Below are 21,699 nucleotides of genomic sequence, written 5' to 3' on the forward strand. Positions count from 1 at the left end.
TAAAAACAAGTTCTTAAACTCATTGAAAAATATGGAAAATAAAAATTATACGGAACTTTCTTCCTTGGGGGAATTCGGCCTAATCGACCACCTGACCCGGCACATTGAACTGAAAAACAAATCGACTTTGAAAGGAGTAGGAGACGATGCTGCCGTATTAGACTATGGGGAGAAAAAAATATTAATGAGTACGGATATGCTCATTCAGGGTATTCACTTCGATTTAACTTATACCCCCCTGAAACACCTGGGCTATAAAGCAGTTGCTTCCAATGTCAGCGATATTTGCGCCATGAACGGTATTCCCCGGCAAATTACAGTCTCTTTAGCTGTCTCTAATCATTTTTCAGTAGAGAGCATCGAAGAACTGTATGCCGGAATTTACCTGGCTTGCGATCACTATGGCGTAGATCTGGTAGGAGGTGATACTACTTCTTCTAAAACCGGTATGTGTATTAGCATTACGATTTTAGGAGAAGCTTATGCCGAAGATATCGTATACCGCAATACGGCAAAAGAGAATCAACTCCTATGTGTAAGCGGAGATTTGGGAGCTGCTTATATGGGACTTCAACTCTTAGAAAGAGAAAAAGCCGTTTTTGCCGGCCAACCGGAAAATAGTCAACCCGACTTCACTGGTTATGAATATATATTGGAACGGCAACTCAAACCGGAAGCGAGAATCGATATTATAAAATTGTTAAAAGAGAAAAATATCCGGCCGACAGCCATGATTGATATTTCGGACGGACTGGCCTCCGAAATTATGCATATATGTAAGGATTCTCAAGTGGGATGCACTATTTACGAAGAAAAAATCCCCATAGACTATCAAACCTATAAAATGGCAGAAGAACTGAATCTGAATGCGACAGTGTGCGCCCTCTCCGGAGGAGAAGATTATGAACTTCTATTTACAGCCCCTCTCGATTTATATGATAAACTCACCGCTTTGGAATCCGTCAGCGTCATCGGACACACTTGTAAAGCTTCAGCAGGTTATACTCTGATCACCCGGGATGGTAATTCTTTTGAACTCAAAGCACAAGGCTGGGTGAATTTCAATAAACCGGAGACAAAAGACTGAAAAGAATTTATTTAACGATCTGTCCTAAAAAATAATGGAAGTTAATAAAACAAAACTAGAAGCATTATTGCTCCAAATACAACAGCAGTGTTCTACCGGAAACCGAAAAGAATTGGCGTCTTCTTTAAGACAACTTATGAATAACCGGCAAGCTTATTACCAGGAAAGCATTTCCCTGAGTATGCAAGATGACTTTAGCGATGCTTTATTCAAAATATTACTCCTGGAATTGGATGAGGAAGAAGAAGAAAGTATTGAAATTGCAGAAATGTCCTATGTCGGAATCGGATCGGTCCTCTACACACCGGTTTCTACAGCCGAACATTATCAAAGACGACTGTTGCTGTTGCATTATTTTAGCGACTATTTTACAGACGCCATTATTGAAATTTTTCTGAAAAAATACCGGAAAGACAATATGCTGGAAGCCCGTAAATTAGCCCTGGAGTGTCTGGAAAAAATGCAATTGGCGGATATGTTTTGGCTGGAAGAAAATTATCCGCACTTTATCGATAATAACACACAATTGGCTGAAGCTTGCAATTCGATCGAAATGGACCCGAATTTGACAGAAGAAGAAAAAAAAGAAGCCGCATTATTACACAAAGTATTATACGCTTACCTAAAGGCTAAATACAAAAACTGAGAGCTTTAAGGCTCTCAGTTCACGTTTTCCAAATTAATGATTAGAGTTAAATCTTCTTTCTCCTCCACCCCTCTGGAAAGATCTATGTGTGCTTCTTTCTCCTTCTTCTCTGGGTCTAGCTTTCTTTACAACAATCTTCCGTCCCTGAAATTCCGTTTCATTAAGGGCATTAATTGCATTCATACCTTCGGTTTCATCTTCCATTTCAACAAAACCAAAACATTTTGAATTTCCGGTTTCTCTGTCAGTAATCACTTTAGCAGAAGTAACAGTACCGTGCTCTCCGAAAAGAGCAGCCAAGTCCTCGCCAGTAGTAGCAGAACTCATTTTTGCAACAAAAATATTCACAATAAAAAAATTAAATTAGTAAAACATATAGAAGGATACGCAGCATGATTTTTTTAGTTACAAAAAAACAAATCCGGGATTCTTCTATCGGAGGCAAATATAAACTAAATTATTAATACACAGAAATAAAAAAGTCTTATAATTTTATAACGAAAAATATTTTTTATTTTCCTTCTCATTTTATTTGCAAATTCAGAAAAACCCACTACATTTGCACACGCAAAAAGACGGTGTCATAGCTCAGTCGGTAGAGCAAAGGACTGAAAATCCTTGTGTCCCTGGTTCGATTCCAGGTGATACCACCGCCCGAAATCCGGAATATAAATTCCGGATTTTTTTGTCTGCGACAAAGGGAGGGTGCTTTTACCACCTTTTAAATTATTCAAACATGAAACATTTTTTAAGTTGTCTTACCATCCTTCTACTTATCGCTGAAGGAGCGATAGCCCAGATGCAGGAAAAAGATATCGAAATACAGATTGCCGATTTCGTAAAAGACAAGAAAGCAACTGTCGGTGTAGCCGTATTAACCGAAGACGATAAAATCATCCAATACAATAATTCCGTCCATTTCCCGCTGCTCAGTGTTTTCAAATTCCACGTCGCTTTGGCCGTTTTAAATAAACTGGATAAACAGCATATCGATTTAGACAGTACGATACAAATAAAAGCCTCTCAATTACGCGCCGATACCTACAGTCCACTACGGGATAAATTTCCCAACCAGGACCTTACCCTTTCCTGGAAAGAATTATTACAGTATAGTATCTCTTTGAGCGACAACAACGCCTGTGATATCCTGATCGATTCCACCGGAGGTATAGCGGCCATCAATAAATATATACAAAAACTGGGAATCAAGGACTTTAACTTATCGGCAACGGAAGATTTCATGCACCAAGGTATTAAAAATGCCTATTTGAACTGGAGTACCCCTTTAGAAGTCGTAAGACTCATGAAATTAGCCTATACTAAAGAGTTATTTTCCGCTCCGTACAAAGATTTTCTCTGGAAAACGATGCTGGAAACTTCTACCGGAGCAAACAAATTGAAAGGATTGTTACCTGAAAATGTCTTGGTCGGACATAAAACAGGTTCTTCCGACAGGACAAAAGAAGGAATAAAAATAGCGGATAACGATGCAGGCCTTGTCCTCCTTCCCCAGGGAAAATCATTTTACATCGCCGTTTTTATAATGGACTCACAAGAAACAGACCAGACCAATGCAGCTATTATTGCTCATATCTCTAAGCTGGTATACGAAGCCATGATTCCCTAAAACGAACCGGGCCAGAAAAGCGGATAAAAAATTGTCAACCTGTTTTTAAAAATCAAAGGAAAGCTGAATGGGAGAGGGAGTAGAAGCAGAGGACGATTCTTCAGCATGCGAAACACTTAAACCCAATAGCCGAATCCTCTTTTGTTCCAGATCCATTTCCCGCAATAATTTTTTAGCCAAAGGTAATAGGACCTCTTTGGTAAAAAGCGGCTTCTCAACGGTGATACTCTTGGTTCTCTGAGAGAAATCATTGAACTTTATTTTCAAAGTCAGTGTACGTCCTTTAAAATCCGACCTCTTAAGCCGCTCTATCAATTCGAGGGTAACATGGTAAAGTTCAATAATAACAGCGGTATGTCCTGCAAGATCTTTTTCAAAAGTGCACTCACAACCGACCGATTTTCTGATCCGCTCCGCCTCCACTACCCGGAGGTCTATACCATGTGCAAAATCATAATAGAGAGTTCCGTTTTTTCCGAAATTCCGCTTTAACATTTCCAAGGAACATTTCCGGAGTTCCGCTCCATTATGAATCCCAAGAGAATGCATTTTCCGGGCCGTCACTTTTCCAATTCCCCAAAACATTTCAACCGGAAGGGCATCTATAAATTCCTGGGCTTTATCGGGATGGATTGTATAAAGACCATCTGGCTTTCGGTAATCCGAAGCGATCTTTGCTAAAAATTTATTATAGGAAATCCCCGCAGAAGCGATTAATCCCAGTTCCCCCCGAATTTCTTCTTTAATCTTTCGGGCGATATCTGTTGCCAATAAGCTGGATTTATTTTCGGTTACATCCAAAAAGGCTTCATCCAAAGCCAAAGGTTCAACAACATCTGTATATTCATGAAAGATTTTGTGAATTTCAGCGGAAACAGCTTTATAAACATCCATGCGGGAAGGGACAAAAATTAAAGCGGGACACAATTGCCGGGCCTTCTGAGCCGACATGGCCGAATGTATGCCAAATTTTCGGGCCTCATAACTGGCTGCAGCAACAATTCCCCTCTGGGAAGGACGCCCCACCACCACAGGTTTCCCCCGATATTCTGGATGATCCCGTTGCTCCACAGAAGCGTAAAAAGCATCCATATCGATATGAATAATCTTCCGTCGTTCCATTCTCAATCCCTCTATATAAATTTAGCCCCCTAAGGACAGGGGAAGATGTCCTGTCGGACCGAATAACATTTTTGGTCATTTTACACATTAGGGACGTGCCCTAATGTGTAATTTTTCTTTTCTGAAGAAAAATTTTCCTGCAAATTCCGATTCCTTCTATTTATCCGGCCGTAAATTTCTCAAATGGAAATGACGTCTCATCCGGTAATCCATCCAACACAATAACAAAACAGGTAGTAAAATAAAGCCGTAAAAAACTAAACCGGAAGAAATGATTTCCCCAGTCTTTTCCAAAAGAGTTCCGAATACCGTATGGAAATTAAAAGAAAAATAATGCACAAATATATAGGCAGCCCCTAGCAACAACAATACCGATGTAAAAGCTACCAAGACAACATTCCGCCACTCTTTCCGCCTTTGTTCCCGGTAAACTCTCTTCATAATCCGGTCGTTAAAATCCTCCGGCAAAACGGATTTTTCCATCTGCCGGAAAATTTCATGTAAAGCTTTATCTTTCATTTCTTCTTTATTCATGACATTTCCTCCATTATTACATACAATTTTTTACGAATACGATGTAATTTTACTTTTACATTGGCGATACTCAATCCTGAAATCTCGCTGATTTCTTCAATTGTATGTTCTTCGTTATAAAATAAACCGATCAATCCTCTTTCTTCAGGATTCAACTGTTCCCGGGCGGATTCCAATTTCCTCAATAATTCTTCATTATCAGAGTCCTCTAAGGCCTGCTCCACTTTTTCATCCAATACATTATTTATAGTTTGTTCTTCTATATAAAGAAATTCATGTTTCTTTTTACGGGTTGCAGAAATAGCTGTATTGTATGCAATTCGATACAACCAAGTCGAAAACCGGCAATCTCCTTTAAAAGTATACAATACCCGAAAAGTCTTCACAAAAACATCCTGCGTCAATTCTTCTGCATCCTCTTTTCTTCTGACAATTTTCAAAATGAGCCAATATATACGCTGACTATACCGATTTACCAAACGGGAAAAAAATTCAGTTTTCCCGTCCAGCACTTTCTGTATATAGTATGTATCGTCCAATCCGTTCATGTCGCCCTTTGGACGCAATTTAGCAAATCAGGTTACATTCCGGAAAGTAAAATTAAGAAAAATATTTTAGCTGCCAAGAAGTGTAACCTCTATTCGACAAAAGCGTCAAAGAGGCAAAATAAATTACATTAAAACACAAAATCATGGACATTACCACAACAATTGCATTATTTATAGTGTTTTCCACTATTTACGGATTATTCGAACTTTTTGCCCGGAGAAGAGAAAGAATGGCGATCATCGAAAAACTAGGGGACAATCTCGATCCCGCTTTGATAAGCAATAAAACCTATTTTCCTTTTCTATCCAGAGGTAAAATCTCTTTCGGAGCATTAAAAGCCGGCTGTTTACTGATGGGCATCGGTATCGGTATGTTAGTAGGTTTCTTTATATGCCGGGGATATATCGACGGCTTCGGTACAGAAGATTACAGTATCAACGGTTTAATCTCTATGATAAACGGTGCCAGCATACTTATTTTCGGAGGCATCGGCTTATTGGTAGCCTTTTTTCTGGAATTGAAATACAGCAAGGAAAAAGAAAATTAACTTTCTCTGGTTTTTAGTAAAAGCAGCGAGGCCGACTGAAAATAAAAATTTTCAGTGGGCCTCGCTTGATTTATTATTTCACCGGATTTCTTTCGAAAAGCTGAAATAGCTTTTGAAAAATAAGTCTGTTTTATCTCACGGATCCACGTTCCCTTAGTAAATTTTGTAATAGTACAGGCTGGTTTGTGGTGATAAAATCTACCCCTTGGCCTATCATTTCCTTCATAACCTCTTCCTTATCTACGGTCCATACATTTACGGTTAAACCCAAATCATGAGCTTTTTTCACCCAATCCGGATTCTTCTGGAACACCCGATAATGGTAATCCAGCCCCGTACAACCGGCAGCCTTGACTTCTTCGGGAGAAAGGTCTCCTTCCAGGTAAGCAACCTGAGCCTCTGGCAATAAACGTATTACTTCCTTTGCAGCATGTATACTAAAAGATATATAGTCTGTTTTATTCAATAGGCCGGCTGTTTTCACCTGTGCAACCACTTTCCCGACAACTTCCGTCTCCCTCTGAGAAGTGGCATGGGGTTTGATTTCCAATATCAAACGAGTCTTACCAATCTTCTTCGCTGCCTGCAAATATTCCTCCAGCGTAGGTATGGCTTCTCCATTGGCCAGACGAATCATCTTCAAACTGTCGTAAGGAGTATCTTCTATCACTTTCCCTTGTACTTTAGCATCGTGAAATACAACTAACACACCATCAGCGGTCATCTGTACATCGAATTCACTTCCATAACATTTTATCGCCCCTGCTTTTTTCAAAGAAGCAATGGAATTCTGTGCAGAATTTTCTGTTTCCCAGAACCCACGGTGTGCGATCACTTTCGTTTGTGGTTTAGCAGCCCATACAGATTGAAATGCAACGATCATACATACAGATAATAAAATTTTCATATTCTTATTTCCTTTTAGATTAAGTTTTCTTCCCGAGTCGAATACATTTTTCGCCTTCTTACGACCTCTGAATTGACCGATGAAAATTAATGAATATTATTCAATTTCATCCTTTTTCATTCGGATTTATTTCCTCCCGGCAAGTTATTCCTAAGATACGAGCATAAACATTAAAGTTCCTGAAATAGCAAACCTACGGGTATCAGAATCGGTATAATACTTTGAGAGGATAACCAAATTCTGTGAATCGTCACAGAATAAAATATCAGGGGGGCCTTAGCGTAGAAGCATCATTCTCTGTTCGTCGCCGTATTCCCGTAAACAACACTGCTTATAGGAAACTTAGCCCGATACAGGTTTGAAGAATGATACCAAGGATATCCCCCCTTTTATTTTTATCCCACTCTATTATTTTTCCTCATTCGCCCGCTCATTCTCTTAGTGTTCGAAAACGAAATTATTTTCAGTTTCAGAACTTATAAGAAATTCCCAGAGAAACCGTAAATGCATTGGATTTATAATGTCCACTGAAGGTATCTATCTGAGTAGGAATAACAATATTATTATAAGTATAGGAGCCATCCCGTCCAATTCCCTGTATATACAGAAAAGCAAAATCAAATTGCAGGTTCTGATAAGGTTCGAAAGACAAACCGGCAGACATACCGATTTTATTCATCCCCGGAGTCTCCGGATTATAATTATTTTTCCGGATAGGACTTTGGTCAAAATATAAACCAGCCCGCACATCCAAGCGATCAGTAGCTTTATACTGAGCGCCGATACGAGCAATAATGGTATTTTTATAATCTTTATTGGCTTTAATCGGATTAATGCCCAATTCTTCTTCGTTGAAATACACATTCAGGGAATCATATGCATTCCAGCCGACATATTGTAAATCCAAAGACATCTCCCATCGGTCGGTCGGTCGGTAACTCACTCCCAAAGTCGTATTGGAAGGTAAAGGCAGTTCGGCCCGGAAAGATCCCTGGTCGTATTTAGGTACGGCAAAAGCAGGAGCTAATTTTCCCAATGTACCCATTAAGTCCTCTATGTTGCGGTTTGCATAATCCAAAGTCGCATCTCCTTCTTTTACCCGCATTTTAATTTTAGAACGATACGATAATCCGATACTGACTTTATCCGAAACATCGTACAAAATTCCGATATTAAAGCCGGCCCTGACTTTAGCATGGCCATTCAAAGTTGCCGAAGCCGGAGGGAATTTATTATCCCGTATGGTTTCCACGAAATATTTTTTTTGTTCTTCCGGTAAAGGCAATCCTTCGATAATAGTGCCGATCATCTGAAAATCGGCGGTACTCATTAAAGCACGGGAAAGATTGACATTTCCGATAGCCAGCATTAATCCGACGCCAACACTCAACTTATCCGTAATTTTATAGGAAAGAGTAGGTTGCAATACATACGACCGTAGTTTAATATCCTGGATTACATTAACCCCAGCCCAATTTTTGGGCCACTTTAAAGAATTCCCGTAAGGAGTGGTCAGACTGATCCCTGCGGCAAAGTTATCGTATATTTTATACCCGACATAGGCATATAAAGGTGTGCTCAAAGGATTATCCGTTTTAGCGGAATAGCCTTCATGACTGTATTTTGCCTGGGAAGAAACAGCAGAAATACCGATAGAAATATCCATATGATTATCCAGCCAAACAAGCCCTGCCGGGTTAAAATGCATACTTTCCGCACCCAATTTCATAGCTGTACCGACATGTCCCATTCCGGTCTGTTTGGCACTCAATACATTTACCTGATATCCTTCCGCGAATACAGGAATTCCTAAAATACAGGCTATTGCCCCAATTACTAACTTTCTCATTCAAATCTGTTTTCGTTATCTTTTTTCAAAACGGAAAAGCGGGAAAAAAGTTCTTATTCCACTTTGCATTCCCCCTTTTTCTTTTTCATTTAAAGGCTGCAAAATTAACATTTTATCTCCGGCTTGTTTCTACTTTACGGTATGTTAGTCCCTTCTCCCTTTTTCCCCTAAAAATATCCATAAATTTCCCCCATAAAATGCCCTTTATAAAAAGGGTTTATACTATTTTTGTAACCTTTTAAACAAATAAGATACTCCGATGATAAAATTTACGCTTACAGAAGACTATATTGAATTAATCCGCTTATTGAAAATTACACGGATAGCAGAAAGCGGAGGGATGGCTAAAATACTGGTAGAAAACGGAGAAGTAAAGCGAAACGGACAAATAGAACAACGAAAGCGGGCAAAAATCAGAAAAGGAGAAATTATTGAAGTCCTGGGTGAAACCATTCAGATCCTAGCGGAATAACATTTATTTTACACGTTTTTTCTCTATTTCAAAAGCGATCCTGTGACTTTCCAAAGAAGTTTCAATCGAAGTCAATAAGCCTGAGACTTTTTGTCCGCGGATGGCTTGCAGAAAATCCGCTACAATATACAAATCCGCCCCTCCGTGAAAATTACATTCCCCGAAACTAGCTGAAAAATCAAATACTTTATCAGCTTTATCGGGCAGAAAATAACGGACCGTCAGTTGTTTTTCGTCTCCAAAAGCCTCCCCCTGCGTAAACATGATGTGTGTCTTTCGTCCCCCTTCTTTTGTAAAAGCATCCATCGAAAAATTTACCGTCACTTCGTCTTCCAGCAACATCGATACGACCTGATGATCCACGACATCATTATCACAACGATATACACATCTTCCATAAGGCCCTGTCTTCAATTCCTGCCAAATAACACTATCCGGGTCCTTTCCCTCCGGTATGTCAAAATGGCGCAACCAACGTTTCTGACGATAATACAACCGTAAAGCGGAATAGGGACATTCCCGTTCTACCAAACAACCGTCCGTACAACGCAAAGTACTACCCTCAGGTGCATTTTTTTCTTTAAACCATTTTAAAGATCCGTAAGAACTTACTTCCAGGCAGTGACGTCCGCTCAGCCAGACCATAAGATCCAAATCATGACAAGCCTTAGAAAGAATCATCGGATTTGTCTCGTCCTCTCTTCTCCACAACCCTCGCACAAAAGCATGAGTCATCCTTTCGATTCCCACCTCCTCTACATGATTGATACTAATTATTTCCCCCAACTCTCCACTTTCTACAATCTGACGGAATTTCCGGAAATAAGGATGATACCTCAAGACATGACAAATTCCGACAATACATCCGCATTCCTTTGCTTTCCGGGCAATATCCATACATTCCTGCCACGTTTGGGCTATCGGTTTTTCCAATAATATATGATATCCTTTTTCCAAGGCTGCCATAGCCGGCTGATAATGCAAATGATCCGGAGTACATAGAAATATTGCGTCAGCCAAACGGGGAAATTCAAAGAATTGGGGCCAGGAGGTAAAACAACGTTCAGCAGGAATCTGAAAATAATCCGCACAATACTTCCGGCGAACTTCATTCGGTTCTACAACCGCTACAATTTCCAATTCTTTCGGATACAAACGGGCATATTCAGCATAAGCATTCAGCCGGTTTCCTGCACCAATAGCCGCTACCTTTATCTTCCGCATCTGCTTTCCGTTCATTCCGTAAAAATTAGTATACCTCTAACATATTTTTCACCGACCCCAGATAATATTCCTTCCACCCCTCTGTAATTTCTTCAAAAACCTCTGCCGGAATATGCGTATGGAGAAGCCGCACAACAGTCCCCCGATTTCCATCCTTTTTTAATTCCAGGCGAACAATAGAAGGTTCGGCGTTTTCTCCAAAAAACCATTCCTGCACCAAAAGCCGGTCCGGTACAATTTCCAGGTTGACACCTGCAATATCCCCCTCCCACAGCGAAAAAACATAGCCTACTTCGGCCTTCATATCTGCAGCATATCCACTCCACAGCTCAATCTGAAAAGGATTTGTCAAGGCCGCAAAAACCTCTTCGGGATCCGCCATGATTTTTATTTCATATTTAAAGTCCATCATTCCTCTTTAATAACTTCTACAAAGATACATTGTATTTGGAATTTTCAAATATCCCGTTTCCTATAGGCAGTAAGTAAATCCGGCAGATCCCGGGATATAGGTTCGGCTGTCATCTTTTCCAGTAAACCGCCTGCAGCTATTTCTACAGCTTGTTTCTGAAAATAGAAAGGATGTACGTAATTCAAATATTTCAATACCCGAAAAGCATTGAATTTATCAAAAAAACGTTTCAAAAATAATTTCGGAGCAGCACAATTCGCATTCAATTCCACAACCATCCCCACAAAATCATTGGCTTCCAGAAAATGTTGCAGACAAATTTCCTGTCGTTCCCTATATTTCTTTATCTGAGCAGCATCTGCCTTATACAACAGAGGAATATCCCGGAAAAAAGGCTTTAAAACTTCGAAGGCCCCGACATGATAGGTATCATAAATCCCCCCCTGTTTTACAATTTGCAAAACGACCTGACCGGTACCAAAAGGAGTGCGTTCCGAAATTCTTCCGGCAGGATATACTTTCACCCGATTTAAATGGGCAAACCTCCCTGTAGCAATCAACTTTTGAATAAAATAAAAATCTTCCCCCGCCTGCTTTTTATTCATTCCCCCCTGGGCGACATAATCTTCTGCCCTGACAGCAAAAGCAGACCCCAAACAAGAATAAGCATAAGGATGTCCTATATAGAGCAAAGCCAACCGGTAATAACGAAGATATAACTCATACTTCATAATACCTGTCCGCTCTTCCGCCGCATCCGGAAAAACATGTTCGTAGGCAATCGTTATTCCGGCATAATTTGTTTTAGCAAAACAAGCAATGAGCTCCCGGCAATAATCCACATCGACCAAAGTATCTGCATCCAAAGAAGCGATCCCTCCCTTTTCATTTCCTATCTGCCAGAAATACCAGGCAGCAGCATCCATACCAATCTTTCTGGCCATCCCAACACCTGCCTGTTTAGAAGGCAAATCAAAAGCCGGAAAAACATTTCCATATATCCCTCTTACAGGAGAATTCTTAAAAAAATCTTTCAACTCTTCATAAAGCCGGCTATTCCTCTTTTTCAATTCTTCTTCACAGTGCTCCGCATGATTTACAACGAGAATAATTCCGACCTTATCGTCCACCCGACAATTCAGCAAAGAATTCAAAGTCCGGAAAATATCGGGATCATCAAAAACAGGAATGACAATAATCAAGGCAAGTCTATCCGGGAAATCCGGAAAAAATTTCAAAGGATTCTTTTCAAAATAACGGTCAAAAATTTTCATAAAATACCGTTAAGAAAAAAAGGCTGATTACTCAGCCTTTTTCTGATTATATTTTTCGTTGAGCCGTTTCACGACATCTCCGGTAATATCAAAACCCGGTTCGGCATAAAGTACATTCCCGGCTAAAACCGTACTCAACACAATGTCATATCCTTTTTCTTTATTATATTCTGTAAGAAAAGACGTAATCGATTCAAACAAACGCTTATTCAAGTCCCCTTGCTCTTTGAGCATTTTTTCCGTCATTTCCTGCTGTAACATTTGTAAGCGCTGGTTTTTATCTAAAATTTCCTGTCTGGCAGCTTCTGCTCTTTCCCGGCTGATAAAACCATTATTCTCTAATTTACGTTGGAATTCATTCGCTTGCTGATCCAGTTGTTTCGCTTTCATATTTAATTCCGTCCGTCTTTCTTCCTGCTTTTTTAAAAAAGCTTCGTTCAATTCGACAGAAAGCAAATAATTACTCAATAATGTATCTGTATTTACATATACTATTTTTGTTCCATTCACAGTTTCGTTTCCATCTACTCTGGGTTTTACCGACGTATTCTCCCGGTTTCCTGTAAAATGCAAAACATAAAGCACTGCTACGGCAATCAATAATATCACATTCAATACAATAGAATAATTCTTCATAATATTACAACTTTGTTAATAATAATCGCACTTGCAAATCTGTATTTTTTCCATTAAAAATCCAAAGCGCTAAAAAGAACAAACGATAAGAGAACCTCAAATTACGATTTTCCCTTTTCCAGGTCTTCCTTCTTTTTCAAACTTCAAATTCATCCCACAGATTTGTTGGACAAAGATAATCTTATCTTTTTTCAATCTCCACCTTTTTCCTTTTTTTCTATATAAAAAATCTTCTTTAACAGGCTATTTTACTTTTTTCAAACAGCCAGACAACAATTATTAAGACAAATTAAATTTCTTTAAAAATCACACCCTCTTTGCTGCCGGTTTACGCACACGTTTATTTTAAAAGTTGGCATTTTATCTTTCCACCTGGCTTTACGGATGTTTTCTATTTTATATTTTTTTCCCGTCGATTTACAGTAAAAATCATTTTGAGCAAGTCAATTTCTTCCACCATCAAAGGTTCAGGAGCGTCTTGAAATTTACGGGCTCTCTTCAATTGTTCATAGGCTCTCCAACTTTCCAAACCGACACCTAACTTGACTTCGACATGTCCCTTATTCGTACTGGCAGCAAAGTCATCCAAAACTCTCTTTTGATTTTGTTCCGGAGTCATTTCCAGAGCATTTGAAAAAGCATCCCGTTCAATACCGGCCATATTATTTTTAGCATTCATCCGATATTGGCGGGCTTGTTCCCCATAGCGCCTTCTCACAACGACTTCAGGCAAATTAATCGTATCGGAAGATAAAAAAACAGCCACCATATATTCGCCACCTGCAAGGGTATCGGGTACGACAATTTCGTAAGACTTAAAACCAATATGAGTAAAATAGATGGTATCTCCTTTCGATGTATTTAAAGCAAAACGTCCCATTCCGTCCGTTGTCGTCACCCGTTCCCCATCCCGGCAATTCACATTTGCAATCGGACGGGTGGTCGCTGAATGAATCACTACACCTGAAAACCGTACTTCCTCCTCTAACAACGATTGTGCCAGGCCCCAATTGTACATCCAACACCCTAAAAACAACAACAAACTAATTTTTTTCATTTTCCTTTGCGATCTCGGTATGTTGCAGGATATTTAACAATAATTCCCTGGCCCGGAACAACTGGGCTTTTACTGTTCCTAACGGGATAGCCAGCTCATCAGCAATCTCTTCGTATGAAAATTCATCAAAATAACGCAATTCAATCAAACGGCGATAACGACCTTTCAACATGGAAACTTTCTCCCGCATAAAATCAGCCCGCTGAGAACGAATCGCTTCTTCATCCGGCGTACGGATATCTGCCGGAATACTATTAATATATCCCCGGTCATCAGGATTAATATCATCCTTATCCAAAGATACAGTCAACGTTTTACGTTTGCGGATAAAATCGATCGTATTATTCGAAGCAATTTTAAATAACCATGTGCTAAAAGCAAACTGAGGAGAATAATAATTTAAACTGGAAAATGCTTTTTCAAATGCTTCAAACATCAAGTCTTCAGCATCTGTCCGATTGTTTACCATCTTCAGAATCATAAAGTATACAGAATCCTTATACCTCTTAAAAAGTTCTGCATATGCTTTTTCATCCCCGGCGATGGCATTTTTAACTATCTTATAATCATAAAGCGCCTTCTCCGATAAATTATTCGTTATCTCCATTTTTTCTTCGTAAAAATTGAATGTACATTATAGTACCATCTGTATAAAAAACCTATAGAACTAACAATGAACGAAATTAAGAATAATTTCCTTTGCTTTAAATGCCTCAAACAGATATTTATTGTTATAAAATCTAATAAAAATGTTAATAAAATACACGCAATAATGTAAATATATAATACATGTTTAAATATCAAAATAAAACAAAAAATATAAAACAAAAACTCAATAAATGTATCAAAATCGTATCTAATTAAAGCTTTAATCGGCCATTTTAGTTTGTTTTGATAATAATACGTATAATCTTCTTTCCAGGTTTTCTTTTCGCTATCCTTTAAATTCACATAAGTTTCCTCTTGCTTAGCGACCTTGACTTTTCCTAAGGCAGAAAGACAGGCCACCATCTCATTATCATAACCGGTATAACTTTGGGAGTTTTTAGAAAAACCTTTTTTCGCCAAATAATATTTTTTCCGGTATCCCATATTATGCCCATCCCCCAAAACAAAACATCTTCTTTTTACCAATAAAAACATTTTCAAATACCGCAAAAACCGAAACATACGCCGGATTTTAACTTTTCCATTAGGAGCTGTATAATTAGCATATCCCAGTACGACCGCAGTATCGGGAGTGAAATAAGTACGCATTGCACTTACCCAATGAGAAGAAGCCGGACAACAGTTTATTTCAGAAAAAAGCAAAACGTCGTAACGGGCAGCTAAAATTCCGATATTGATCGCTAATTTTTTTGTACTTCGGAACTTTGTTTCCGGGAAAATACGGGTCGTTCTCAACTGGGAATATTTTTTTTGCATTTCTGTTAAAACCTCCTGCGTCTCGTCTTCGGAACATTCATCCACCACAATAACTTCAAAATTAGTATCTTCCTGACTCAAAAAATAAGGCAAATTTTTTCTCAATTCTTCAGCCCTGTTATTGGAGGTAATAATGACAGATACTCCTTCTTTTTCTTCTTGCGGAATCTTTTTTTCCTTTGAGCAAATAAGCAGGCTTTTGTACAGCACACTCACCAAATGATAAAGAAAGAACACCCCTGCAAACAAAAAAAGATACTTATTTTCACCCAGATTTTCCCAAAACTCTATAAAATTATTCATTATAAACTTTTACCTTTATACCGTTAACTTTCTTTATTTCACTATTTTCCATTTTTTTGGAAAAAATCAGACAAATATACGTACTTATCTAGGATTTTTTTTGCAATTCCGGATATATTTTGTGAAATTTAAAGCTGTAACTAACACATAAATTTTATTGTATTATGAGCCAAAAATCAAAAGGAATCATCGGTATTTTAACCGGAGGAGGAGATGTGCCGGGACTTAACCCGGCCATTCGTGCAGTAACTATCAGAGCTCTCAGAGAAGGATATAAAGTTATTGGCATCCGTCGGGGTTGGCGGGGCCTGATCGATATCGTACGGGATAAAAAAGCAGATAATTCCGGAAACTTCTTTGAATTAACGGAAGAAATTGTCAACAGAGCAGGGCGTACCGGAGGAACTTTTCTGCATACTTCCCGTACGCGGGCATCCCATGTCCCACAGGAATCCGTCCCCCAGCATCTGAAAGACAAGTATACGGATAAAGTCAATGACCTGACCTCTGAAGTACTTCAGAATCTAGAATTTATGGGTATTGATTATCTTGTTCCGATCGGAGGGGACGACACGCTGAGTTATGGCGTAAGATTGAGTAAAGAAGGAGTAAAGGTCATTGCTATTCCCAAAACGATGGACAATGACGTACCGGGAACAGATTATTGTATCGGTTTCAGTACTTGTATCACCCGAACGATAGAATTGACCCATAGTCTGCGGACTTGTGCCGGTTCACACGAACGCTTGCTGGTTCTGGAAGTATTCGGACGCTATGCCGGATTCTCTGCTATGCTTCCTACTTTAGCAGGAGCCGCCAACCGCTGTGTGATCCCGGAATATCAATTTAACATCGATCGGCTCTGTGAGCTCCTTTGCCAGGACAGGTATACCAATCCCAGTAAATATTCCGTTGTTCTCATTTCCGAAGGAGCTACCTATAACGGAGGGGATATGATGTTTCAAAGCGAGGAAACCGATATGTTCGGACATAAAAAATTAGGAGGAATAGGAGATCATATTGCCAATCAGCTGAAAGAACTTTCCCCTAAATTCAATCATGGAGAAAGCATTAATGTAATCAACCAAAAACTGGGTTATCTGGTGAGATGCGGGAATCCGGATGCAATGGACTCTATTGTACCTATGGCATACGGTAACCTGGCGCTGGATCTGATCTCCAAAGGGATGCACGGACGTCTTGTCATTCTGCGTAACGGACGTTATGACAACGCTCCTATCGAAATTGTAACCAGTACGAAGAAATTAGTGGATGTGGAAAAATTCTATAACACAGACCGGCTTCGTCCGAAATACAACAGTTTCGAATTTATGCCTCAGATGATACTTTAAAAAGGAGGGACCGTAAGGTCCTCCTAAAAAGAGGGAAACGGATATTTATTATCCACAAAAACAGATCGATCCATCGCTGGTGAAAAAACGGTAGTTCCTTATCCTATTGTAGAAGGACAGGGAATTCTTCATCAGCGATGGATTAGATTATTGTCGTTCGGCACGAACGAACATCCGTTCACGAGCAACAATCAAGCTATTCCTATCTATTAGGCATGGAATCAGGTGAGATACTATCTACTGCTATAATAACCGTTTCCTGTTCTACAATCACAGCGGAATCTTGAGGCTGATTCATCCGGGCAGCCTGCTTTTTAGCAGAGTTCCGGCAAGAAACTACTGAAATAAACAATAGAATCAAGACAATATATCCGAATTTTGTTTTCCAATTTGTTTTCATTTTTCCCGTATTTTAAGTATAAGTTCGTCATTTTATACGAAACAGGGAAATTGAAGTTTATAAAAACTGGAATTTTATTCCTAACGACAAACTAAAAATATCCGTTAGGTGTAAATACTTGTTGGTAAAATAGCTGATGATATACAAATCGTTTGTCCCCACCTCATAAAAAAGAGTGATATGATCCGTCAATAACTTCGGTTTCAAATCAAATCTAAGCCGTTGTCCGAAAGCAATATTGAAACGCAAATTTGTCGCGACATTATAATATTTGTCCGGATACTTGTCCGGATCCCTGGTCCAGAATTCCTCTCCAAAGATTTTATTGATATAGAGACTTACCGTAAAAGGTTCCCCTACCCAACGACTGTTTTTAATACGAAGTTTCCAGGGAATATAATTCTCCTTTAACGTAATTGTAATATGATGTTCCTTTCCGTCGAATTTCGGTAAATAGCCCAAAAAAATATCAGTTTCCCATTGTTTTTTCTTTCCATAATCCCACCCCACACCTAAAGAAAAAAGTCCCATGCCTCCGGCAAACTGAAATTTGTTATACCGGGGTACTAATCTATTCCATCTCGATTGATACTTTTCCTGCAATTTCTCATGCTTGCTAATTTTTCCTTTATTAAGAGACTGAGCGAAAGCTGCATTTCCTCCCCCTTCCAAACAAATAAAAATCAATACATATCTAAAAATAGACCACCTCATAAGAATAATTCTCTTTCGTTACTGTAAACAACAAATAGTTTCGATTCTTCATTGCATCTGAACCATAATAAATAATTCCATCTTCAAAGAAATCATTTACCATCACATGATGCTCATGTGCATGTACACAAAAACGCAGATTTTTCAATTTTTTCAAATATTCCTGGAAAGGAACTTTGACATTATTGTTAAAAATCACATTCCCCGGCTGCGTATGCATAACGGCTATAGAGGAATGAATCGGCTGCTCTAAAGTATCAGCAATTTGTTCCTGAATAAACTCAAAATCCGGTACAGGAATAGAATAATCGTAATCCAAAGCATTGGTATTCAGGCAGACAAATTTTATACCTCCATATACAAAAGCAAAGTTCAAAGCCCCGTACATAGCTTCATATACTTCTCTTCCCGAACCTAAATTATCATGATTCCCAATCACAGCCATATAAGGCACTTTCAATCGACTCATGATATCGTGAATCCAGCAATATTCCTTTTTCAATCCGAAATCAGAAATATCTCCCCCATGTATCACAAAATCGATATCATCCCGTCTATTTACAGCATTTACGAAATCTTCCGTCTCATCATACCAACGTTGTGTATCTCCCATCGCGATAAAACGAACGGTATCCCTATTCCGATCTGAAATTCGCAAGCGCTCTATGTTCTTTTCATTGATGTGTTTATATTTTTCATCCAGTCTCAATTCATAAGGATGATATTCAAATACCTGTTCACAACTGCACAAAATCAAAGCCGAACAAATCATGCCAATACAAAATTTTCCCTTCATTTCATTGTGTTTTAATTTTTCTCTCTTTCTAACAAAATGTATGCCTCTTTCGTATTTTTTTAACTTTTAAGTTCGTTCTTTATCGGGCATACATGTAAAGATGTACGAAAGATTTGCATAGTTTCTCTAATTATTCTATATTATTAAGAAATAATATCAGAAAAAGTAAACGATTTTATAAATTTTATCGTTTATTATATTTACATGTAAAGGAAAACAGATATCTATGGATATGTCTATTAATAAAAGGCTAGAGAAATTTTTATTCGAAAAGGATATTTCTCAGGAAAAATTGAGAATCAAATTGGGGTTAAAAACACGCCAGCAAGTCAGCAATTGGATAAATTGTCACGACCCTATCCCGGATAAACATGTATTAGCCATCATCCGGCAATTTCCTGAATTAAATGCCAATTGGTTGTTGCGGGGTGCCGGAAATATGTTGATCGACCAAAAGCAATTGAGACAAATCAACCGGAACGAATATGGCTTTTGTGAAGATTGCATAGACAAAGACAAAGAAATTGAAATGCTTAAAAACCTGCTGGAGAAAAAGGAACAGGAATTAAAAGAGCAATACAAAGAATCCGGAAAGCTGGAGGAACGACTTTATCAATATGAAAAAAAAGAAAAAAAGAGAAACGATTAGTCCTTCCCTAATCGTTCCCTTCTTTACAATACCTTTTTATAATATTATAGGCATCAATAATCCCTAATTCTCCTGCTTTACTCAAATCAGCATTCGCCTCTGCCTTCCTTCCGGTATAGATATACAACAGTCCTCTGTTAAAATAAGCTTCAGCAAATTCTTTATCCTGCCGGATCACTTCGGAATAAGCCTCTATTGCCTGGTCTATTTTTTCACTCTTCACATACACATTGCCGATATTGTACAAAGCGAATATAAAAGCGGGATCGATTTCCAGGCACTTTCTATACCCCTCCAATACCTGAGAATAATCTATAATACGCTTCACCTGTTTTTCTTCCCCTATAACTTCAACCGTATTATCCTCTATCGATTCTATATAATCCAACATTTGCATCCGGGCATTGGCTTGGTTAAATAAAGCCAGTATATGGTTTGGTTCCAGTTCGTTGACAGCCATAAAATCCTCAATTGCTTTCGGATACTCCCGGCTATTCATATAGAAAATTCCCCGCAACAGATAATCATCTGCAGTAGGCTGCTGTGTAATCTTCGAGCTTAATTGTTGAATATTCTCCTCTATGAAAGAGGCCGGGTACCTGTATTTTCTATTGGATAAGGATAAAGAAGGCTGATAATTATGCTGTTGATTATAATTCATGATATGCGTATTATAATACTGGACTTTACCATTTCTCAGCGAATCCAGACTCAGATACTGCACACAGAAAATATCCCGTAAAGAAACGATTACATTTTTATCCTGTACCCTGCCATTGATAACATCCCGCATTTTGTCTTCCCGGGCATTAAAGTCTATTAAGCGCTGGAAATTTTCCGTTGTATCCACTAAAGCATTCCTATCCCCTTCTTTCATTTTTCGGTAACGGTCCATAACTGCCAATGCCCTCCCATGGTCCTCATCGGCAGCCGCATAATGCTGAAGGGCATTATTCACCGCAGCACGGGCTAAATAAGCTTTTACAAAATCGGGGTATAAACGAATACTTTCCGAAAAATCCTCATAAGCCCCGGCATAGTCTTTGATTTCCATCTTCAATAATCCCCGGTTAAAGTAAATCAGGATATTATCCGGATTCGTCTCGACAACTTTATCCAAATCGGAAATAGCATTATTGTAATCTCCGACTTCAGCTCTCAACATCGCCCGATTATAGTAAGCATAAATATAAGTACTGTCTATTTTTATTATTTCCCCATAATCTTTCAAAGCATCCGGAAACTTTTTCATTTCATACCAGACGATAGCCCGGCTCATCAATATTTTTTTATTTTTAGGATTTGCTTTCAAAGCCCGGTTATAATCCTCTATCGCATTGTGGTAATCTTTCTGCTTATACCAGAGATAGCCCCTGAGACCAAAAGCATCATCCGAAAACATATTCAATTTTATAGCTGCATTGCAATCAGCCATCGCCCCTTCAGGATCATCTAGTTTTTCTCGCATAATGGCCCGGTTCAAATAAGCCGCCAGCAATTTATTATCTATCATTAAAGATTTGGAATAATCTTTTTCCGCTCCTTTATAATCTCCGGTTTCCGCCTTGGTGATTCCCCGGTTTGCATATACATAAGCATCACTGGGATCCAAAGTTATCGCTTCGTTATAATCCCGCATAGCTTCTTTAAATTTTCTCAGATTGTGATAAGCAATCCCCCGATACATATAAGCATAAAAATAATTGGGATTCAAATCAATCGCCTGCGTATAATCCGCTATCGCACCTTCGTAATCGTCCAGATTCATCTTTGCCAATCCCCGAAAAAAATAGGGTTCTGAAAGATAAGGTTTTATCCGGATAATATTATTAAAATTGTCGATCGCACTTACATAATCGTCAAAATAGATGGCATTTTTTCCCATCTGCAACATATTATAGGTATTCCATTGTGCTGACGCACTCAATGTAAGCAGCAATAGCAGACCTCCCCAAAACCCTTTACACAATATATTTTTCATGTAATGTCCTAACCTGTTTTAAAGCAGTAAATATAGATAAAAAGAGATGATTCTGAAAAGCCGGATTTCCTTTTTTCATTTTTTTTGCTCTAATATTTTAAATTTAATAGGAAATATTCTACTTGTATCTGTTTTA

The 21,699-nt window shown here is 38.7% G+C and carries 24 protein-coding genes and 1 tRNA gene; 8 read left to right on the forward strand and 17 right to left on the reverse strand.

From position 1 onward, the window contains the following. Nucleotides 1–31 precede the first annotated feature (31 nt). Both thiL and HMPREF9449_RS12370 read left to right on the forward strand, forming a co-directional pair. Nucleotides 32–1,087 (forward strand): thiamine-phosphate kinase, encoded by a 1,056-nt coding sequence (gene thiL, locus HMPREF9449_RS12365; RefSeq protein WP_009137602.1) that lies wholly within the window; start codon nucleotides 32–34, stop codon nucleotides 1,085–1,087. A gap of 34 nt (nucleotides 1,088–1,121) precedes the next feature. Beyond that, entirely contained in the window at nucleotides 1,122–1,733 is a 612-nt protein-coding gene (locus HMPREF9449_RS12370; RefSeq protein WP_009137603.1) for a hypothetical protein, read from the forward strand. 33 nt (nucleotides 1,734–1,766) lie between these two features. On the opposite strand, the gene HMPREF9449_RS12375 is transcribed toward HMPREF9449_RS12370, so the two are convergent. Continuing rightward, nucleotides 1,767–2,081: an RNA recognition motif domain-containing protein gene (locus HMPREF9449_RS12375; protein WP_040611919.1), complete on the reverse strand. Its 315-nt coding sequence runs from the start codon at nucleotides 2,079–2,081 to the stop codon at nucleotides 1,767–1,769. 229 nt (nucleotides 2,082–2,310) lie between these two features. Between HMPREF9449_RS12375 and HMPREF9449_RS12380 the strand changes: the two genes are divergently transcribed. After that, nucleotides 2,311–2,383: transfer RNA gene (locus HMPREF9449_RS12380), tRNA-Phe, on the forward strand. Nucleotides 2,384–2,469: 86 nt separating this feature from the next. Further along, nucleotides 2,470–3,360 carry a class A beta-lactamase, subclass A2 gene (gene bla / locus HMPREF9449_RS16280; protein ID WP_009137605.1) on the forward strand — a complete coding sequence of 297 codons (891 nt, stop codon included), beginning with the start codon at nucleotides 2,470–2,472 and terminating at the stop codon, nucleotides 3,358–3,360. A gap of 45 nt (nucleotides 3,361–3,405) precedes the next feature. On the opposite strand, the gene dinB is transcribed toward bla, so the two are convergent. From dinB to HMPREF9449_RS12400, 3 genes are all read right to left on the reverse strand, one after another. Further along, a complete protein-coding gene (gene dinB, locus HMPREF9449_RS12390) occupies nucleotides 3,406–4,482 on the reverse strand; it encodes a DNA polymerase IV (RefSeq protein WP_009137606.1) in 1,077 nt (358 codons plus the stop codon). A gap of 156 nt (nucleotides 4,483–4,638) precedes the next feature. Beyond that, the gene (locus HMPREF9449_RS12395) at nucleotides 4,639–5,016 is read right to left on the reverse strand and encodes a hypothetical protein (RefSeq protein WP_040611921.1); all 378 of its coding nucleotides are present in this window, start codon (nucleotides 5,014–5,016) and stop codon (nucleotides 4,639–4,641) included. Continuing rightward, nucleotides 5,013–5,564 carry an RNA polymerase sigma factor gene (locus HMPREF9449_RS12400; RefSeq protein ID WP_009137608.1) on the reverse strand — a complete coding sequence of 184 codons (552 nt, stop codon included), beginning with the start codon at nucleotides 5,562–5,564 and terminating at the stop codon, nucleotides 5,013–5,015. The genes HMPREF9449_RS12395 and HMPREF9449_RS12400 overlap by 4 nt, the downstream gene beginning before the upstream one ends. 143 nt (nucleotides 5,565–5,707) lie before the next feature. Between HMPREF9449_RS12400 and HMPREF9449_RS12405 the strand changes: the two genes are divergently transcribed. Further along, nucleotides 5,708–6,112 (forward strand): DUF6249 domain-containing protein, encoded by a 405-nt coding sequence (locus HMPREF9449_RS12405; protein WP_009137609.1) that lies wholly within the window; start codon nucleotides 5,708–5,710, stop codon nucleotides 6,110–6,112. A 130-nt stretch (nucleotides 6,113–6,242) separates the two neighbouring features. Here the strand turns inward: HMPREF9449_RS12405 and HMPREF9449_RS12410 are convergent, their stop codons facing one another. After that, nucleotides 6,243–7,019 (reverse strand): glycerophosphodiester phosphodiesterase, encoded by a 777-nt coding sequence (locus HMPREF9449_RS12410; protein WP_009137610.1) that lies wholly within the window; start codon nucleotides 7,017–7,019, stop codon nucleotides 6,243–6,245. A 469-nt stretch (nucleotides 7,020–7,488) separates the two neighbouring features. Beyond that, a complete protein-coding gene (locus HMPREF9449_RS12415; RefSeq protein WP_009137611.1) occupies nucleotides 7,489–8,868 on the reverse strand; it encodes an OmpP1/FadL family transporter in 1,380 nt (459 codons plus the stop codon). 259 nt (nucleotides 8,869–9,127) lie between these two features. On the opposite strand from HMPREF9449_RS12415, the gene HMPREF9449_RS12420 reads away from it, so the two are divergent. Then, on the forward strand, nucleotides 9,128–9,340 hold the full coding sequence (locus HMPREF9449_RS12420; protein ID WP_009137612.1) for an RNA-binding S4 domain-containing protein: 213 nt from the start codon (nucleotides 9,128–9,130) through the stop codon (nucleotides 9,338–9,340). A 3-nt stretch (nucleotides 9,341–9,343) separates the two neighbouring features. Here the strand turns inward: HMPREF9449_RS12420 and HMPREF9449_RS12425 are convergent, their stop codons facing one another. The 7 genes from HMPREF9449_RS12425 to HMPREF9449_RS12455 form a co-directional block, all read right to left on the reverse strand. Next, nucleotides 9,344–10,579: a Gfo/Idh/MocA family protein gene (locus HMPREF9449_RS12425; RefSeq protein ID WP_009137613.1), complete on the reverse strand. Its 1,236-nt coding sequence runs from the start codon at nucleotides 10,577–10,579 to the stop codon at nucleotides 9,344–9,346. Nucleotides 10,580–10,589: 10 nt separating this feature from the next. After that, entirely contained in the window at nucleotides 10,590–10,973 is a 384-nt protein-coding gene (locus HMPREF9449_RS12430) for an SRPBCC domain-containing protein (protein ID WP_050810445.1), read from the reverse strand. Nucleotides 10,974–11,020: 47 nt separating this feature from the next. After that, nucleotides 11,021–12,250 (reverse strand): glycosyltransferase family 2 protein, encoded by a 1,230-nt coding sequence (locus tag HMPREF9449_RS15975; protein WP_009137615.1) that lies wholly within the window; start codon nucleotides 12,248–12,250, stop codon nucleotides 11,021–11,023. A gap of 27 nt (nucleotides 12,251–12,277) precedes the next feature. Next, complete coding sequence (locus HMPREF9449_RS12440) at nucleotides 12,278–12,886, reverse strand: OmpH family outer membrane protein (protein WP_009137616.1); 609 nt, start codon at nucleotides 12,884–12,886, stop codon at nucleotides 12,278–12,280. A gap of 391 nt (nucleotides 12,887–13,277) precedes the next feature. Further along, a complete protein-coding gene (locus HMPREF9449_RS12445) occupies nucleotides 13,278–13,943 on the reverse strand; it encodes a carboxypeptidase-like regulatory domain-containing protein (protein WP_009137617.1) in 666 nt (221 codons plus the stop codon). After that, entirely contained in the window at nucleotides 13,930–14,550 is a 621-nt protein-coding gene (locus HMPREF9449_RS12450; RefSeq protein WP_009137618.1) for an RNA polymerase sigma factor, read from the reverse strand. Before HMPREF9449_RS12450 ends, HMPREF9449_RS12445 begins: the two co-directional genes overlap by 14 nt. Continuing rightward, complete coding sequence (locus HMPREF9449_RS12455) at nucleotides 14,541–15,671, reverse strand: glycosyltransferase (protein ID WP_009137619.1); 1,131 nt, start codon at nucleotides 15,669–15,671, stop codon at nucleotides 14,541–14,543. Before HMPREF9449_RS12455 ends, HMPREF9449_RS12450 begins: the two co-directional genes overlap by 10 nt. Before the next feature lie 164 nt (nucleotides 15,672–15,835). Here HMPREF9449_RS12455 and HMPREF9449_RS12460 point away from each other — a divergent pair, with 164 nt between their 5' ends. Further along, on the forward strand, nucleotides 15,836–17,023 hold the full coding sequence (locus tag HMPREF9449_RS12460; RefSeq protein ID WP_009137620.1) for a 6-phosphofructokinase: 1,188 nt from the start codon (nucleotides 15,836–15,838) through the stop codon (nucleotides 17,021–17,023). 202 nt (nucleotides 17,024–17,225) lie between these two features. Here HMPREF9449_RS12460 and HMPREF9449_RS12465 read toward each other — a convergent pair whose 3' ends face one another. The 3 genes from HMPREF9449_RS12465 to HMPREF9449_RS12475 are packed head-to-tail and all read right to left on the reverse strand — an operon-like array spanning nucleotide 17,226 to nucleotide 18,933. Beyond that, nucleotides 17,226–17,423, reverse strand: a complete 198-nt coding sequence (locus HMPREF9449_RS12465) for a hypothetical protein (protein WP_009137621.1) — start codon at nucleotides 17,421–17,423, stop codon at nucleotides 17,226–17,228. Nucleotides 17,424–17,480: 57 nt separating this feature from the next. Next, nucleotides 17,481–18,137: an SPFH domain-containing protein gene (locus HMPREF9449_RS12470; RefSeq protein WP_009137622.1), complete on the reverse strand. Its 657-nt coding sequence runs from the start codon at nucleotides 18,135–18,137 to the stop codon at nucleotides 17,481–17,483. After that, complete coding sequence (locus HMPREF9449_RS12475; protein WP_009137623.1) at nucleotides 18,118–18,933, reverse strand: metallophosphoesterase family protein; 816 nt, start codon at nucleotides 18,931–18,933, stop codon at nucleotides 18,118–18,120. Before HMPREF9449_RS12475 ends, HMPREF9449_RS12470 begins: the two co-directional genes overlap by 20 nt. Before the next feature lie 226 nt (nucleotides 18,934–19,159). On the opposite strand from HMPREF9449_RS12475, the gene HMPREF9449_RS12480 reads away from it, so the two are divergent. Further along, nucleotides 19,160–19,582 (forward strand): helix-turn-helix domain-containing protein, encoded by a 423-nt coding sequence (locus HMPREF9449_RS12480; RefSeq protein ID WP_009137624.1) that lies wholly within the window; start codon nucleotides 19,160–19,162, stop codon nucleotides 19,580–19,582. A gap of 7 nt (nucleotides 19,583–19,589) precedes the next feature. Here HMPREF9449_RS12480 and HMPREF9449_RS12485 read toward each other — a convergent pair whose 3' ends face one another. Next, nucleotides 19,590–21,563: a tetratricopeptide repeat protein gene (locus HMPREF9449_RS12485; RefSeq protein ID WP_009137625.1), complete on the reverse strand. Its 1,974-nt coding sequence runs from the start codon at nucleotides 21,561–21,563 to the stop codon at nucleotides 19,590–19,592. Nucleotides 21,564–21,699 lie beyond the last annotated feature (136 nt).

It is taken from the genome of Odoribacter laneus YIT 12061, assembly GCF_000243215.1.
Classification (GTDB): Bacteria; Bacteroidota; Bacteroidia; order Bacteroidales; family Marinifilaceae; genus Culturomica; species Culturomica lanea.